This is a genomic window from Pseudomonas sp. C2B4, from assembly GCF_013359695.1.
Classification (GTDB): domain Bacteria; phylum Pseudomonadota; class Gammaproteobacteria; order Pseudomonadales; family Pseudomonadaceae; genus Aquipseudomonas.
In genome coordinates this window covers 6,305-22,451 of sequence record NZ_JABFMU010000081.1, presented here as the reverse complement: position 1 = coordinate 22,451, position 16,147 = coordinate 6,305, and the positions used below count along the sequence as shown (strand labels likewise).

The 16,147-nt window shown below is 62.8% G+C and carries 11 protein-coding genes; 4 read left to right on the top strand and 7 right to left on the bottom strand.

Annotation, left to right across the window (positions count from 1 at the left end; genetic code table 11):
- The first annotated feature begins 410 nt into the window (after positions 1–410).
- Positions 411–2,021 carry a mechanosensitive ion channel family protein gene (locus HNQ83_RS28930; protein ID WP_175392261.1) on the top strand — a complete coding sequence of 537 codons (1,611 nt, stop codon included), beginning with the start codon at positions 411–413 and terminating at the stop codon, positions 2,019–2,021.
- 551 nt (positions 2,022–2,572) lie between these two features.
- Here the strand turns inward: HNQ83_RS28930 and HNQ83_RS28925 are convergent.
- From HNQ83_RS28925 to HNQ83_RS28895, 7 genes are all read right to left on the bottom strand, one after another.
- Positions 2,573–4,144 carry an arylsulfatase gene (locus HNQ83_RS28925; RefSeq protein WP_175392260.1) on the bottom strand — a complete coding sequence of 524 codons (1,572 nt, stop codon included), beginning with the start codon at positions 4,142–4,144 and terminating at the stop codon, positions 2,573–2,575.
- A 236-nt stretch (positions 4,145–4,380) separates the two neighbouring features.
- Complete coding sequence (locus HNQ83_RS28920; protein ID WP_175392259.1) at positions 4,381–5,205, bottom strand: SDR family NAD(P)-dependent oxidoreductase; 825 nt, start codon at positions 5,203–5,205, stop codon at positions 4,381–4,383.
- A 30-nt stretch (positions 5,206–5,235) separates the two neighbouring features.
- On the bottom strand, positions 5,236–5,652 hold the full coding sequence (locus HNQ83_RS28915; protein ID WP_175392258.1) for a MaoC family dehydratase: 417 nt from the start codon (positions 5,650–5,652) through the stop codon (positions 5,236–5,238).
- 14 nt (positions 5,653–5,666) lie between these two features.
- A complete protein-coding gene (locus HNQ83_RS28910) occupies positions 5,667–6,107 on the bottom strand; it encodes a MaoC family dehydratase N-terminal domain-containing protein (RefSeq protein ID WP_175392257.1) in 441 nt (146 codons plus the stop codon).
- A gap of 31 nt (positions 6,108–6,138) precedes the next feature.
- The gene (locus tag HNQ83_RS28905; protein WP_175392256.1) at positions 6,139–7,323 is read right to left on the bottom strand and encodes a lipid-transfer protein; all 1,185 of its coding nucleotides are present in this window, start codon (positions 7,321–7,323) and stop codon (positions 6,139–6,141) included.
- A 28-nt stretch (positions 7,324–7,351) separates the two neighbouring features.
- Complete coding sequence (locus tag HNQ83_RS28900) at positions 7,352–8,452, bottom strand: acyl-CoA dehydrogenase family protein (RefSeq protein ID WP_178132141.1); 1,101 nt, start codon at positions 8,450–8,452, stop codon at positions 7,352–7,354.
- 735 nt (positions 8,453–9,187) lie between these two features.
- The gene (locus tag HNQ83_RS28895) at positions 9,188–12,001 is read right to left on the bottom strand and encodes a LuxR C-terminal-related transcriptional regulator (protein ID WP_175392254.1); all 2,814 of its coding nucleotides are present in this window, start codon (positions 11,999–12,001) and stop codon (positions 9,188–9,190) included.
- A 197-nt stretch (positions 12,002–12,198) separates the two neighbouring features.
- Here HNQ83_RS28895 and HNQ83_RS28890 point away from each other — a divergent pair, with 197 nt between their 5' ends.
- From HNQ83_RS28890 to HNQ83_RS28880, 3 genes are read left to right on the top strand one after another with little or no spacing between them, the layout of a single operon-like run.
- Positions 12,199–13,353, top strand: coding sequence for a CaiB/BaiF CoA-transferase family protein (locus HNQ83_RS28890; protein WP_175392253.1), 1,155 nt, complete (start codon positions 12,199–12,201; stop codon positions 13,351–13,353).
- A 48-nt stretch (positions 13,354–13,401) separates the two neighbouring features.
- Positions 13,402–14,205, top strand: a complete 804-nt coding sequence (locus HNQ83_RS28885) for an enoyl-CoA hydratase/isomerase family protein (protein WP_175392252.1) — start codon at positions 13,402–13,404, stop codon at positions 14,203–14,205.
- 19 nt (positions 14,206–14,224) lie between these two features.
- Positions 14,225–15,814, top strand: a complete 1,590-nt coding sequence (locus HNQ83_RS28880; RefSeq protein WP_256669313.1) for a long-chain fatty acid--CoA ligase — start codon at positions 14,225–14,227, stop codon at positions 15,812–15,814.
- The last annotated feature ends 333 nt before the right edge of the window (positions 15,815–16,147 follow it).

Here is a 16,147-nt window from a genome sequence, read left to right as displayed (position 1 = left end):
TATGCTGAATGACACACCGCCTTCGCGAGCAGGCTCGCTCCCACAGGGGATTGGGTACATCTTCAAGAGATTGGTCGGCTGTCAGGCCGCCTCGCTTTGGCTGTTGAGGTACACGCCCCCTCGTGAGGCCGAGTGGAGGTTCTCTGTAGGAGCAAAGCTTGCTCGCGATGGCGGCGTACCAGGCGCCATCGTTGTTGACTGGACTGCCGCTATCGCGAGCAAGCTTTGCTCCTACAGGCTTTTCCAAGTGACTCGCCGTAAGGGCGAAACCATAAGTGGCCGTTACCGAAGAAGCGGATATGGACACTGTCCCAACACTCGTGACAGGACAAATCTGACAACCCATCCCCGCTGAACTACGCTGCGTTCTGTAACCCTGTCCTCACCCCTGTGACCCAAGGAATAGACGCATGCGGAGCAGGTTGCCTGCCACATTGATGATCGTGTTCAGCGTGTTCTGGTCAATGCTGCTCTGGGCCGGGGATGCCGTGACACCGGTTGAAGATCCCGTCGAACTGAAAGTGGCCAACCGCAGCATCATGGTGTTTCGCGCCACGCTGCTGGGGGAGGCTCCGGCGACGCGGGTCAAGCGGGCGAAAGCGGTGATCGGCGAAGCGCTGGATGAGTCGGACGATCTTGTCGTCACGCTTGACCCGATGCGCGACAGTTACCTGGTGCTGCTGGGCAGTCACCGCGCCTTTATCGTTGCGCCCCAGGATGTCGACAGCCTTGAATATGCTTCTGTCCAGCAGGCCGCGGAAGGCGCGGCCGACAAGCTGCGTCAAGTGGTGGCTGAAACCCGGGAAGCGCGAAACCTGCATCTGATGCTTCGCTCGCTGGGCGCGGCGGCTATCGCCACGGCGATTTATTTCGCGTTGCTCTGGGGCGTGGCTTATCTGCGACGCCGATTGCTCAAGCGCCTGCCCGAGTTGATGGACCGACACACCCGGGCGCTGACAGTGGGGCGGGTGCAGGTCATTGAGGCCAATTACCTGTACCCGCTGGTCATTCGCCTGTTATGGCTGTTGCGATGGCTGGTCCTGTTGCTGCTCACCTATGAGTGGCTGGGGTTTGTCCTGTCACGGTTTCCCTACACCCGGCCCTGGGGTGAAAGCCTCAACAATTATCTGTTTGAAGTGGCCAGCTACCTGTTTCAGGCGATCGTTGGCGCCATCCCCGGGCTGGGCGTGGCACTGGCGATTTTCTTCATTGCCCGGGGCGCGACGGCATTCAGCCGCCGCGTGCTCAGGCGCATGGCGACGCCGGGCACCTTCAGCTGGCTGAATCAGGAAACCCTGCAACCGACCCAGCGCCTGACCTCCCTGGCGATCTGGTTGTTTGCTTTGGCGATGGCTTATCCCTATCTGCCGGGGGCAGGCACCGACGCGTTCAAAGGTTTGTCCGTGCTGATCGGTCTGATGATTTCATTGGGAGCCACTAGCGTCGTCGGACAGGCCGCCGCCGGTTTGATCCTGACCTACACCCGAACCTTGCGCCCCGGAGAGTTCGTGCGCATCGGCGAATACGAAGGCACGGTCACCGAACTGGGCATGTTCACCACCAGCATCCGCACAGGCCTGGGGGAAGTGCTGACCTTGCCCAACTCGATGATCACCGGCACGGTGACCAAGAACTACTCCCGTACCGTGCAAGGTCCCGGCTACGTGGTGGATACGGTGGTGACCATTGGCTACGACACGCCGTGGCGCCAGGTGGAAGCCATGTTGCTCGAAGCCGCCAGGCGCACGCCGGGTGTGCTCGAAGAGCCGCCGGCGCAGGTCTTCCAGACCGCACTGTCCGATTTCTATCCCGAGTATCGCCTGGTGGCGCAGGCCATCCCCAGTCAACCCCGGCCCCGCGCCGTGCTGCTGAGCATGCTGCACGCCAATATTCAGGACGTGTTCAATGAATACGGCGTGCAGATCATGTCGCCGCACTATTTGGGTGATCCTGAAGAGGAAAAGCGGGTGCCGAAAGACCAATGGTTTACGGCACCGGCCCAGGAACCCAAGGACCTGTAGGCATGGCCCTTTTTGTGGGAGCGAGCCTGCTCGCGAAGAGGCCGGCACACCCAACATCACTGGTAACTGACACACCGCCTTCGCGAGCAGGCTCGCTCCCACAGGTTATTGCGCCGTACACAGGACATGCGTACGACTTCGATCCACTGTGGGAGCGAGCCTGCTCGCGAAGAGGTCGGCACATCCAACATCACCAGTGACTGACACACCGCCAGCGCGGGCAAGTCGAATCGTCGCACCGCCGCTCCCACAGGTTTTTGCGCCGTACACAGGACATGCGTACGACTTCAATTCACTGTGGGAGCGAGCCTGCTCGCGAAGAGGTCGGCACATTCAGCATCACCGGTGCCTGACACACCGCCTTCGCGAGCAGGCTCGCTCCCACAGGTTTTTGCGCCGTACACAGGACATGCGTACGACTTCGATCCACTGTGGGAGCGAGCCTGCTCGCGAAGAAGTCGGCACATCCAACATCGCTGGTGACTGACACACCGCCTTCGCGAGCAGGCTCGCTCCCACAGTGAAGAGCTCAGTGAAGCGCTCGGTGATGATCAGGGTTTTGCCTGGGCTCTGCTTTTCTCTTCGATTTTCGCGTCCACCGCCGCCCGGATCTGGTCGATGCTGAAGCTGGCCGGTTTCTGGCTGGGTGGGTACTCGACGAAGGTTTGCAAGAACCTCGCGGCCTTGGCCACGCCGGCGGCCAACAAGTACGAGTTCTTCACGGTCCAGTCGTAATACTGGTCGGACACGACATCGGCCCGTTCATACGGGTCCATCCGCAAGTTGAACAGTTTCGGCACGCGCAACGGCACGAACGGGCTACTCCACACCGCGAAACCACCGGGTTCCCGTTGTTCGGCGAACACCACTTTCCAGTTGTCGTAGCGCATCGACACCAGCACGCCGTCGTCGTTGAAGTAGTAGAACTCGCGGCGTTCGCCTTTCGGCTTTTGCCCGGTCAGGTAGGGCAACTGGTTATAGCCGTCCAGATGCACCTTGAAGCTGGTGCTGGCAGCCGTCGGCGTCCAGCCCTTGAGCAGCTTGTCCTTGACCTCGGTGTCGCCCGCCGCTGCTAGCAGGGTCGGGAACCAGTCCATGCCCGAGAACATCTCGTTGGAAACTTCGCCAGCCTTGATCTTGCCCGGCCAGCGAACGATGGCCGGCACCCGGTAGGCGCCTTCCCAGTTGGAGTTCTTCTCGTTGCGGAATGGCGTGGTCGCCGCGTCCGGCCAGGAGAACTGGTTCGGGCCGTTGTCGGTGGTGTAGACCACGATGGTGTTGTCGGTGAGTTTCAGGTCATCCAGCGTCTTGAGCAGCTTGCCGACGTCGCCGTCATGCTCAAGCATGCCATCGGCGTAATCATTGCCCGGCATGCCGCTCTGGCCCTTCATCGATTCGCGTACATGGGTGAACAGGTGCATGCGCGTGGTGTTCATCCAGACGAAGAACGGCTTGTCGGCCTTGGCCTGTTTCTCGATGAACGCTTGCGCGGCGGCGGTGGTTTCGTCGTCGATGGTTTCCATGCGCTTGGCGGTCAAGGCACCGGTGTCTTCGATCTTGCCATCGGCGTAGCTGTGGATCACGCCGCGGGGCGTCCGGGACTTGACGAAGTCCGGGTCATCCTTGGGCCAATAGGCGCGTTCGGGTTCTTCTTCGGCGTTGAGGTGGTAAAGGTTGCCGAAGAACTCGTCGAAACCATGGTTGGTCGGCAGGAATTCATCCTTGTCGCCCAAATGGTTCTTGCCGAACTGGCCGGTGGCGTAGCCCTGTGATTTGAGTGCCTGGGCGATGGTGATGTCGCGTTTTTGAATACCAATGGGCGCACCGGGCACCCCGACTTTGGTCAGGCCGGTGCGCAGGGGCGACTGGCCGGTAATGAACGACGAGCGTCCGGCGGTGCAGCTGTTTTCGGCGTAATAGTCGGTGAACAGCATGCCTTCGTGGGCGATGCGATCAATGTTCGGCGTCTTGTAACCGACCACGCCCATGGAATAGGCGCTGATATTGGTCTGGCCGATGTCATCGCCGAAGATCACCAGGATGTTGGGTTTTTCGGCAGCGGCGGCGGTTGCCGAAATGGCTGCCAGGGCGAGTGTCGGCAGCCACTTTGATATGCGAGTCATCTGACTGGCTCCTTGTTGTCGGGCGTCGCGGAGGGCGAACAAGGGCCATGTTCAAGGGGGGGCGGTGAAAACACGCCACCCGGATCAGGTGGCGGAACGCACATCCCTTGTAGGAGCGAGCCTGCTCGCGAAAAACGCCCAGACACCGCGATCATTCAGGCTGGTCGCGTCATCGTTGACGTCCATCGCGAGCAGGCTCGCTCCCACAGGGTCGTGCTACATCCGACATGCAGGGTTTATTGCAGGTTGCCGGCCACCGCAATGGTCTGTGCAGTGATGTAGTTCGACTCCGGCGAGCAGAACAGGTACACCGCATCGGCGGCTTCCTGCACCGTACCCGGACGACCCAGCGGATTGCGCTGGGCGAACGACTTGGCGGCTTCCGGGCTGATGCCGACGCGGATGTCACGGCCTTCGATGTTCACTGTCGCACCGGCGTGGGCGTCGGCGCGAGTCATGCGGGTTTCGATGAAACCGAAGGCCACGGCGTTGACGTTGACCTTGAAGCGGCCCCACTCGCGAGCCAGCGCCCGGGTCATGCCAATCACACCGGCCTTGGCCGAGGAGTAGTTCATCTGCCCGGCGTTACCATTGAGGGCCGACACCGAGGAAATGTTCACCACCTTGCGGAACACTTCGCGCTCAGCGGCCGCTTCGGCCTGGGCCTGGGCCTTGATGATCGGGTAGGCGGCACGCAGGATGCGGAAGGGCGCGGTCATGTGGCAGTCGAGGATCGCGTACCACTGCTCGTCGCTCATCTTCTGGATGACGTCATCCCAGGTGTAACCGGCGTTGTTGACGATGATGTCGATGCCGCCGAAGTTGTCCATGGCGGTCTTGACGTAGCGGTCGCCGAAGTCCGGGGCGCTGACGTTGCCGTGGCACACGGCGGCTTCGCCACCCATTTTGCGAATCAGTTCAGCGGTCTCGTGGGCCGGATCGGCGTCCAGGTCGTTGATCACGATGCGTGCGCCTTCGCTCGCCAGTTTCAGGGCGATCTGCTGACCGATGCCGCGACCGGAACCGGTAACCAGTGCGACTTTGCCTTCGAGTTTTGCCATGGGGTGTTGCTCCTCAATGATTGGTTTTGTTTACAGAGCGATCACGGCGTCACCAACGATCTTGGTCTCGCCATATTGGTTGGTGGTGCGCACTTCGACCTTGATCCGTTGCTCGCCATCGACTTCAAAGCGGTCGACCACGGTGCCGGTGCAGCTGATCTGGTGACCCAGGTGGGTGATGCCAAGGAAGCGCACGCCGAACTCGCGCAACTGTCGCTGATCGACCCACTGGGTCAGCAGGCGACCGAGGTAGGCCATCGACAACATGCCGTGGGCGAACACGTCGGGCATCCCGGCGCGGCGTGCATAATCGGTGTCGATGTGAATGGCGTTGTGATCGCCCGACGCACCGGCGAACAGCGCCAGGGTGGTGCGGTTGATCGCTGGCAAGGCCAATGGCGGCAGGCTGTCGCCGATGTTGATTTTTTCCAGGCTTATCGCGTTCATCAGGGTTCTCCGCTTCAGCTGTTGCGCTGCACAAGCACGCTGCGCAAATCCGCGACGTGCTCACCGTGCTGATTGGTGACTCGGGTTTCGCGCACCACGAACTCCAGGGCGCCGCCTTTCTTGTCGTAGATGTCGGCGATGCGCACATCGAAGCGCAGCGTGTCGCCGGCGTAGGCCATGCGGTGATAACGGAAGGATTCTTCGCCGTGGAGAATGCGCGCGGTGACGATCCCCAGTTCGTCGCGCCAGGCGTTGGACGGAATCTGGAATTCCAGCGAGAACAGAAAGGTCGGCGGCAGCGGCAGGTTGGGATAACCGGCGTCACGGGCGGCCTGCTCGTTGAAATAGATCGGGTTGGTTTCCCCGGTGGCCTTGGCGAAGAAGCGCAGTTGCCCGGCTTCGGCGGTGGCGAGGAAGGTGGGCAGCTGTCTGCCGATATGCTTCTTGTCGATCATCTGAATGACTCTTCTTGGATTGCCGAACGCGTCAGTTTTTCTGGTACACGGTCACCACGCAGGCGCCACCGAGGCCGAGGTTGTGCTGCACGGCGATGCGCGCGTTCTGTACCTGGCGCTGCTCGGCGGTGCCGCGCAACTGGTGGGTCAGCTCGTAGCACTGGGCCAGGCCGGTGGCGCCCAGCGGGTGGCCCTTGGAAAGCAGGCCGCCCGACGGGTTGGTCACCCATTTGCCGCCGTAGGTGTTGTCGCCATCGTTGACCAATCGCTCGCCGCCGCCTTCTTCGCAAAGGCCCAGGCCTTCGTAGGTCAGCAGTTCGTTCTGGGCGAAGCAGTCGTGCAGTTCGATGACGTCGATGTCTTTCGGACCGATGCCGGCCTGGTTGTAGGCGATGTCGGCAGCCATGCGGGTCATGTCGAAACCGACCACGCGGATCATGTCCATGGCGTCGTAGGTGCTCGGCAGGTCGGTGGTCAGGGCCTGGCCGGCCATCAACACATCGGTGCGCAGGCCGTGCTTTTTCGCGAACGCCTCGGACACCACGATGGCGGCGGCAGCGCCACAGGTCGGCGGGCAGGCCATCAGGCGGGTCATCACGCCTTCCCACAACATCGGCGCGGCCATGACTTCTTCAGTACTGACCACGTTGCGGAACACAGCCAGCGGGTTGTTGGCCGCGTGTCGGCTGGCCTTGGCGCGGATCTTGGCGAAGGTGTCCAGGCGGGTTCCGTACTTTTGCATGTGCGCGTAGCCGGCGCCGCCGAACTGGCGAATGGCATTGGGCAGGTCCGGCATGCCGATCAGTTCGTTGGCCAGCAGCAGGGCGCGTTCGGTGGCCGGAGCGCGGTCGGTCCAGGCGGATTTCAGCGCGCCGGGGTTCATGTGCTCGAAACCAAAGGCCAGGGCGCACTCGACGGCGCCGCTCTGTACGGCCTGACGGGCGAGGAACAGGGCGCTGGAACCGGTGGCGCAGTTGTTGTTGACGTTGACCAGCGGGATGCCGCTCATGCCTACACGATACAGAGCCTTCTGCCCGCAGGTGGAGTCACCGTAGACGTAGCCGGCGTAGGCCTGCTGGATGTCGTTGAAGTCCAGGCCCGAGTCGGCCAGGGCCTGGCGGATCGCCTGTTCACCCATGACGTCGTAGGGCTCGTTGGTCCCCGGTTTCTTGAACTGGATCATGCCGACGCCAGCAACGAATACCTTATTGCTCATCGAGGTTTTCCTTTTTTGTTTTTGAGGGTCAGAGCTTGCGCGCGATCAATTCGCGCATGACTTCACTGGTGCCGCCGTAGATGCGGTTGACGCGCATGTCCACGAACGCGCGGGCAATCGGGTACTCCATCATGTAGCCGTAGCCGCCGTGCAGCTGGACCATGTCGTCGATGCATTTCCACAGGGTTTCGGTGGTATAGAGCTTGGCGATGGCCGCCTCTTCAAGGGTCAGGCGCCGGCGCATGTGCTCGCCCAGGTAGTAGTCGACCATCACGCGCATGGCGGTGGCCTGGGTCTTGATGTCGGCGAGCTTGAACTTGCTGTTCTGGAAGTCCCACACGGTCTGGTTGAAGGCCTTGCGGTCCTTCACGTATTCGGTGGTCTGCTCCAGCAGGCGCTCGAGTTTGGCGGCGGCGGAGACGGCGATGGAGAAACGTTCTTGCGGCAGTTCGCCCATCAGGTAAGTGAAGCCCAGACCTTCTTCACCGAGCCGGTTGGCCACCGGTACGCGTACGTTGTCGAAGAACAGCTCGGCGGTGTCCTGGGCGTGCTGGCCGACCTTGTCCAGCTTGCGGCCATGCTTGAAGCCGGCGCGGCTGGCTTCCACGGCAATCAGGCTGATGCCCTTGGCGCCGGCGGCCGGGTCGGTCTTGCACACGACAATGACCAGGTCGGCGGTCAGGCCGTTGCTGATGAAGGTCTTGCTGCCATTGATCACATACTCGTCGCCGTCGCGCACGGCGGTGGTGCGCACGGCCTTGAGATCACTGCCGGTGCCGGGCTCGGTCATGGCGATGGCGAGGATGATTTCGCCGGCGCAGATGCCGGGCAGCCATTTGCGTTTTTGTTCTTCGTTGCCGCAACGGTTGATGTAGGGGGCAATGACGTCGGAGTGCATGCCGAAGTAGGCACCGCTCACGCCGGCCCGGGAGAACTCTTCGTTGAACACCGCGCAATGGCCGAAATCACCGCCGCCTCCGCCGTATTCGGTGGGCAGGGTGATGCCGAGCAAACCTTCGCGACCGGCCTTGAGCCAGGTTTCGCGGTCGACCTGACCGGCCTTGTCCCACTCGGCCTGACGCGGCAGGCATTCACGCTCGAAAAAACGCCGCACGGTGGTGCGGAACATCTCATGGTCGTCGCGGAAAACGGTTCGGGCGATGTGCACGCAAGACTCCTCAATGATCACGGACCGGCTTGCGCCAGCCACTGATGCAAGGCGCGAGGTGCGCCTGTTGACTGAGGATTACGATAGGGTGGGGGGCCTGGACGAACGCCACCCGAGGTGGGTGGCGAGGCATAAATCAGCGATTGAAGAAGCAGCACATACCCTGTGGGAGCGAGCCTGCTCGCGATGGCGGTGTGTCATTCACCCGTGATATTGAATGTGCCAGCCTCTTCGCGAGCAGGCTCGCTCCCACAGTGGGTTGAAGTCGTACGCATATCCTGTGTACGGCACAAAAAAGCTGTGGGAGCGGCGGTGCGACGATTCGACTTGCCCGCGAAGGCGGTGTGTCAGTCACCCGTGATATTGGATGTGCCGGCCTCTTCGCGAGCAGGCTCGCTCCCACAATGATTCGGAGTGGGTCGCAAGTGCCGTGTAGGCCACGTACCCCTGTGGGAGCGGGCTTGCCCGCGAAGGCGGTATGTCAGGCACCGGTGATGCTGGATGTGCCGGCCTCTTCGCGGGCAAGCCCGCTCCCACAGTGAGTTGAAGTTGTACTCGCAGCCTGTGTACGGCGCAAAAACCTGTGGGAGCGAGCCTGCTCGCGAAGGCGGCGTGTCAGGCACCGGTGATGCTGGATGTACCGGCCTCTTCGCGAGCAGGCTCGCTCCTACAGTGTTTTTGGTTGTCCGGGGGAGTTTAGATTTCACCTTCCTGCGATTCCAGGTCCCGCACCCGCGCCACCGCTTCATCGCGGCTGTTGACGCCCAGCTTGCTGTAGATATGGCTCAGGTGCCATTTCACGGTTTCCGGGGACAGCCCCAGGGCGCGGGCGATTTTTTTGTTGGGCAGGGCCTGGGCCAGCAGGCGCACGACTTCGATTTCGCGCTCGCTCAACGGTTCGATGCCGGTGGCGAGCGGCTTGACCGTCGCAGCCGGTGCGGATTTGCCTGCGTGGATGGCGGGTGTCGAGACCTGTGCCGCCTGCAGGCGCTCGACATAGTAGACCAGCACCGGGTCGAGGTTTTCTTCCTGGCTGGCGATCTCGCCAATCAGCTCAAGTGCATCGGGGTGAGCGTCCAGCAGGCTGCGCAGCATGCCCAAACGGTGCCCGCGGCGCAGTGCTTCCAAGACCTTTGTGCGTGCTATGTGCGGGTTGCCGCGGCGGGATTCGATCACGGCACTGAGGACCATCAGGCGAACCGTGGCCAATTGCCGGCGTTGCAGGTCACAGGTTTCGATCAGTCGTTCAATGCGTTGCAGTGCACCGTCCAGGTCGCCCTGGTGAATTTGCCAACGCGCCCGAATGTTCTCGGCGAGGATGTTGATTTCCTTGAATGCGCTGGGCCCGGTGTCGCGGTGACGGGCGTCGATCGCCTCCAGCCGGGCCAGTTTGGCCTCAGCAACGCTTGTCTCGCCGAGCAAGGTGTTCCAGTGCACCTGCCAGGTCAGGCAGTAGGCTTGCAAGCGATCCAGGCCCAGCTTGATCGCGTACTCGTCGAGTCGGTCGATGAAGGCAAACGCTTCCTGATGGTTGCCGGCCAGCCACTGTACCTTCCACAGCACCTGGAGGACGCGCAGGACCGAGTCTGGAATCGAGATCCGCTCAAGAATATCGACCCAGCCCGCCAGCAGTTTGAACGCGGCGTCGAGGTCATTGGTTTCGTAGAGCACCTCGCCCAGCAGGGCGGTGGCGAGGTACGTCGCGTCGGTCCCGGCTTTTCCGCACTGGGCAGCTTCATGCAGCACATCGCGATAAACCCGCTCTGCCTGCTTCATCTGGCCTTCCAGGGCGTGACTCAAACCGACCATGCAGCGCCCCTGGAGGCTGCCCGCCGTGGTTCCCAGAAGCGGTTCGCCATTGATCAGCAAGGGCGGGCGGTCGAGCTGCACCTGTCGGGCCCGTTCGTAGTCACCCCGGTGCATGTAGAGCCAGGACAGGATATTGAGGCAGGAGCCGATGGCAACCGCGTTGCTGTCGGGAGGCGGGTCAAGCAGTTGCGGCAGTACGGTCATCGCCGCGTCGGTGTCATCGCGTTGCAGGGCCAGTGACGCACGCAACAGCGCGATCATGAAACGATCATGGACATCGCTTTCGGGAACGTCCTGGCACAGTTGATCGAGGCTCTGGGTACAGGCCGCGAAATCACGCGCATAGAGCTGCATCCGGGCCTTGAGAATGCGCAGTTTGACCCGCGCCTGGACCTGCTCGAACGGCAGCAGCCGGACCAGTTCGATCAACATGCGCAGGTCGCCATGGGCGTACAGCGCTTCGGCGTGCTGCTCCACCAGATCGGCGGCGGCATCGGGATCGCCGGCCAGCACGGCATGGTGAACGGCTTCATCCAGATGCTGGTGATCACGGAACCAGATCCACGCCCTCGCGTGTACAGCCTGTTGTTCGGACAGGCCGCGGGAATCGAAATACTTGAGCAAGGTTTCGCGCAGCAGCGGGTGCAGGCGATACCAGGTTTCGCGCCCGGCACTGTCCACCGGGATCAGGAACAGATTGTCCCGCTCCAGTCGGGCCAACAGGGTGATGGCCGAGCCGACCGCTTCCGGATGGCCGCTGAGGGCGGCGCACAGTGAGGCGCAGAAGCGATTGCAGACGGCCATGAGCAGCATCAGGTCCAGGTCTGTCGGCGTCAGGTGAGACAACACCTCGACTTCAAAAAACTTCGCGAACGCCTGATCGTCGCGCACTTGTGCCTGATCGGCGGACGTGGCGGTCGGTCGATTTTTCTTGCGACTGACGGCCAGCAGTTGCAGCCCGGCCGCCCAGCCGTCGGTGAGTTCGTGCATCTGCCTGGCGTCGTGGGCGCTGACGTCGCCCAGTTGTGCCTTGAGAAATCGTTCGGATTCGTCGGGGGTGAAGCGCAAATCCCGCAGGTTCAGTTCCAGTACCAACGCCTGGCTGCGCAGGCGCGCCAGGGATAACGGCACGGTACTGCGCGACACCAGCGCCAGGTGCAGGTTGACCGGCGCGTAATCGATCAGCCATTGCAGGGCTTGATGGATGCCGACATCGGTCAGGTGGTGCAGGTCGTCGAGCACCAGCACCAATTCGCGACCGCGACTGGCGATGCTGCGCACCAGGGTAATGACGGTCCGTTCCACGGCTTCGCCATCGATGCCGCGACCTTCCAGTTGAGTGGCTTCGTGCACGAGAGACGGGTCGATCTGGCCGAGACTGGCCAGCAAATAGTCCAGGAAACGGGTCAGTTCGTTGTCATCGGCGGACAACGTCAACCAGGCCACGTCGAAACCCAGCGGCAGCAGCGCCTGACGCCAGGCAATCAGGGTCGACGTCTTTCCGCAGCCTGCCGGCCCCTTGAGCACGATGCAGCGCTGGCGGCGTGCCTTGAGCATTTGCTCCTGCAGCCGTTCCCGGGAAATCAGGCGCCCGGCACTGCGCGGCGGTATCAGTTTGGTACTGACGATCGGCGACTGTGCCGGCACCGGGACCTGGCTGGCGGGCGTGTCCGTGGCGCTGGGTTTGCGGGGTTTGTCCATGGGTGATCCGAATCTTTTTTATTTTGGGAATGCACTGAATCCATTCGAGTGTAACCCAGAGCTTGAAAGTCATGACCCTGTGTTCGGCACCCGCCACCCGATGCGGGTGGTCGTCGGCGGAAACGGGATTGATCTACTGGACGGCATAAAAACAGGAGTGCTGCCTGGCGCTCCGTTAGAACAATGGAGCGGCAGCAATGGGTGTACTGAGCGGCATTCGAGTGGTGGAGTTTGAAGCGATCGGCCCGGCGCCTTTTGGCACGATGTTGCTGGCGGACATGGGCGCCGACGTGGTGCGCATCGACCGTCCGGTCAAGGCCAGTGACCTGGGGCCCCGGTTCGAGGGCAAGCGTGCGGACATCACCGGGCGCAATCGTCGCTCGGTGACCCTGGATCTGAAATGCCCGGAGAGTGTCGCCGTGGCGCTGGAACTGATCGAGCGCGCCGACGTCCTGGTCGAAGGTTTTCGTCCCGGCACCCTGGAACGGCTGGGCCTGGGGCCGGACGTGGTGCTGGCGCGCAACCCGCGCTTGGTTTACGCCCGCATGACCGGCTGGGGCCAGACCGGGCCGATGGCCGAGCGCGCCGGGCATGACCTGAACTACATCGCCTTGTCGGGTGTGCTTTCAGGCATCGGACCGGCCGGTGGTCGTCCGGTGCCGCCGCTCAACCTGGTGGGTGATTACGGTGGTGGCGGCATGTTGCTGGCGATGGGCGTGCTGGCGGCGCTGGTGAACGTGCAGCGCGGCGGGGCGGGGCAAGTGATCGACGCGGCCATGACCGAAGGCGCGGCGCAGTTGGGCTCGGTGATCTGGGGCCTGTTGGCCGGTGGACACTGGAAGGAGCAGCGCGGCAGCAACCTGCTCGATGGTGGCGCGCCCTGGTACGACACCTACGAAACCCTCGACGGGCAGCACATGTCCATCGGGCCGATCGAGTCGCGCTTCTACGTCCAGATGCTGGAAATACTCGGGCTGGCGGGCGCAGGTCTTCCCCCTCAACACGACCGTTCAGGCTGGCCGCAATTGCGCGAAGCCTTCACCCGGGCATTCCTGGCCCGCACCCGTGATCAATGGGCCGAAGCCTTTGCCGACAGCGACGCCTGTGTGGCCCCGGTGCTGGGTTTCGCCGAGGCCGCCGGGCATCCCCACAGCCGCGCGCGGGGCAGCTTCATCGAGGTCGACGGCGTCGTCCAGCCGGTTCCGGCGCCGCGTTTCCTTGGCACTCCCTCGGCGCAACCACGCCCGGCCCCCGAACGTGGCGAGCACGGACAAGCCGCGCTGCACGACTGGGGTTTCGATACCGCCGCCATCGAGCGTCTGCGTGAACAGGGCCTGGGCTTCAAGGCCTGACGCCCGCGAACAACAAAAACAACATTGCGCAGCGCAGGAGTCAGCCCCATGGCCATTCAGTTCAAGATCATCGAGCACGTGGCGCTAATCACGCTCGATGCGCAACCGTCGAATAATACCCTGAGCGTCAGCGACCTGATGCACCTGCGCAAGACGCTGGTGGCCTGTCAGGACGATGAGCAGGTGCGGGTCATCGTCCTGACCGGCGCCGGTGAGCGTGCGTTTTGCTGTGGCGCGAGCCAGAAGGACGGGTTGTTGCCAACCCGTGGCCACATCGCCGGGTCATTGAAAAGCCGTGAAACCGAAGCCGAGGAGGGCAGCTACACACGTCTGTTCGACCTCAGCGATCTGGAAGTCTGGAAACCGGTGATCGCCGCCATCAACGGCGCCTGCCTGGGAGGGGGCCTGGAACTGGCCCTGCAATGTGACCTGCGCATCGCGGCGGCCAGCGCGACGTTCGGCTTGCCCGAGGTGCGCGATGCGACCATTCCGGCGGCAGGTGGCGTGCAGTACCTGATGCGCGCCGTACCGGCGGCCCACGCCATGAAAATGGCCCTGACGGGTGAGCCGATCAGTGCCGAGCAAGCCTTGCACATCGGCCTGATCGTCGAACTCCTGCCCCAGGAACACTTGCTGCCGGCGGCCCTGGCCCTGGCCGAACGCATTGCGGCCAACGGTCCGCTGGCGGTGCAGTCGATCAAGCGCCTGGCATTGCAGACCGCCCATATGACGCCCAGGGATTTCGTGACCCAGGCCCACCTGCACTGGGGACTGCTGCGCGACAGCAAGGATCACGCCGAAGGACGCGTGGCGATCTCCGAGAAACGCTCCCCCAAATACACCGGCGCCTGACGATGCGTCGTTCGCGTCCTTGCCTGACAACAATAATTCACAGGAGAGCCACATGTATCTGACTCAAGGGCTGCACCGCATGCTGCAACAACAGCCCCATGCCCTGGCGACGGTCTTTCGCGACCGGCGTCACACCTACGCCCAACTGGCCGAGCGGGTAGCGCGTCTTGCCGGCGCCTTGCAGCGCCTGGGCATGCAGCCTGGCGACCGGGTTGGCTTGCTCGGCCTCAATAGCGACCGGTTTCTGGAGTACTACCTGGCCACGTGGTGGGGCGGTGGCGTGGTCAATCCGGTCAACATCCGCTGGAGCGTGCCGGAAATCGTCTATTCGCTGGACGACTGCGACACCCGCATCCTGATGATCGACGACAGTTTCCTGCCGATGGCCGAAGGCATCGCCGGTTCGGCCAAAGTTCGACCGCTGCTGATCCACGTCGGCGATGGCCCGGCGCCCGAGGGCATGCTGTCCTACGAGCAACTGATCCGCGAAACGACACCGGTCGACGACGCGTTCCGGGGTGGCGACGACCTGGCCAGCATCATGTACACCGGTGGTACTACCGGCCAACCAAAAGGCGTGATGCAATCGCACATGAACCTGTGGACGGCAGCCGTGGCCCGTGCGGCGGATGTGCCGGTGCCGGCCGACGCGCTGACCTTGCATATCGCCCCGATGTTCCACCTGGCGGCGCTGTCGCGGGTGATCCTGATCTCGTTGATCGGCCTGCCGAGCATCTTCGTCCCGGCCTTCGATGCGCTGGACGTGATGCAGACCATCGAGCGCGAACGGATCTCCGACATCCTGATCGTGCCGACCATGCTGCAAGCCTTGATCATGCACCCGGATTTCGCCCGGTATGACCTCAGTTGCTTGCGCAGCCTGACCTACGGTGCTTCGCCGATTGCCGTGCCATTGCTGGAAATGGCCCTCAAGGCGTTGCCGAATGTCGAATTCACCCAGGGCTACGGCATGACCGAAGCGGCGCCGCCGATCACCGCTAACGGTCCGGAGAATCATGGCCCCGAAGGTATCGCTAATGGCCGGTTGCGTTCGGCCGGGCGTCCGGGGCTTGGCGTGACCGTGCGTATCGTCGACGAACACGACAATGAAGTTCCGCGGGGCACCGTCGGCGAAGTATTGGTTCGTGGCCCGAACATCATGCTCGGCTACTGGAACAAACCCGAGGAAACCGCCCAGGCCCTGCGTGGCGGCTGGATGCACACCGGCGACGGCGCCTACATGGACGAGGACGGTTATCTGTACATCGTCGACCGCTTCAAGGACATGATCGTCAGCGGTGGCGAGAACGTGTATTCCGGCGAGGTCGAAAGCGCCATCGCCAGTCACCCGGCAGTCGCGGCCTGTGCGGTGATCGGCATTCCCTGCCAGCAATGGGGCGAAGCGGTGCACGCGGTAATTGTGCTGCGGCCTGATCGTGAGGTGCCGGGGGCGGAGATCATCGAACATTGCCGTCGCCAGATTGCCGGTTACAAGACACCGAAGACCGTCGAGTTCCGCGCCGCGCTGCCGTTGTCGGGCGCTGGCAAGGTGCTCAAGCGTGATTTGCGCGAGCCGTTCTGGGCGGGGAAGGATCGGGGGGTGAGTTGAGGCCTGTCCGCAGTCCATTTGTGGGAGCGAGCCTGCTCGCGAAGGCAGTGTGTCAGTCACCCTTGATGCTGGATGTGCCGGCCTCTTCGCGGGCAAGCCCGCTCCCACTGTGAATTGCAGTCGAACGCAGATCCTGTGCACCGCACAAAAAAAACTGTGGGAGCGAGCCTGCTCGCGAAAGCGGGGTGTCAGTCACCCTTGATGCTGGATGTGCCGGCCTCTTCGCGGGCAAGCCCGCTCCCACAGTGAATTGCAGTCGAACGCAGATCCTGTGCACCGCACAAAAAAACCTGTGGGAGCGAGCCTGCTCGCGAAGGCAGTGTGTCAGTCACC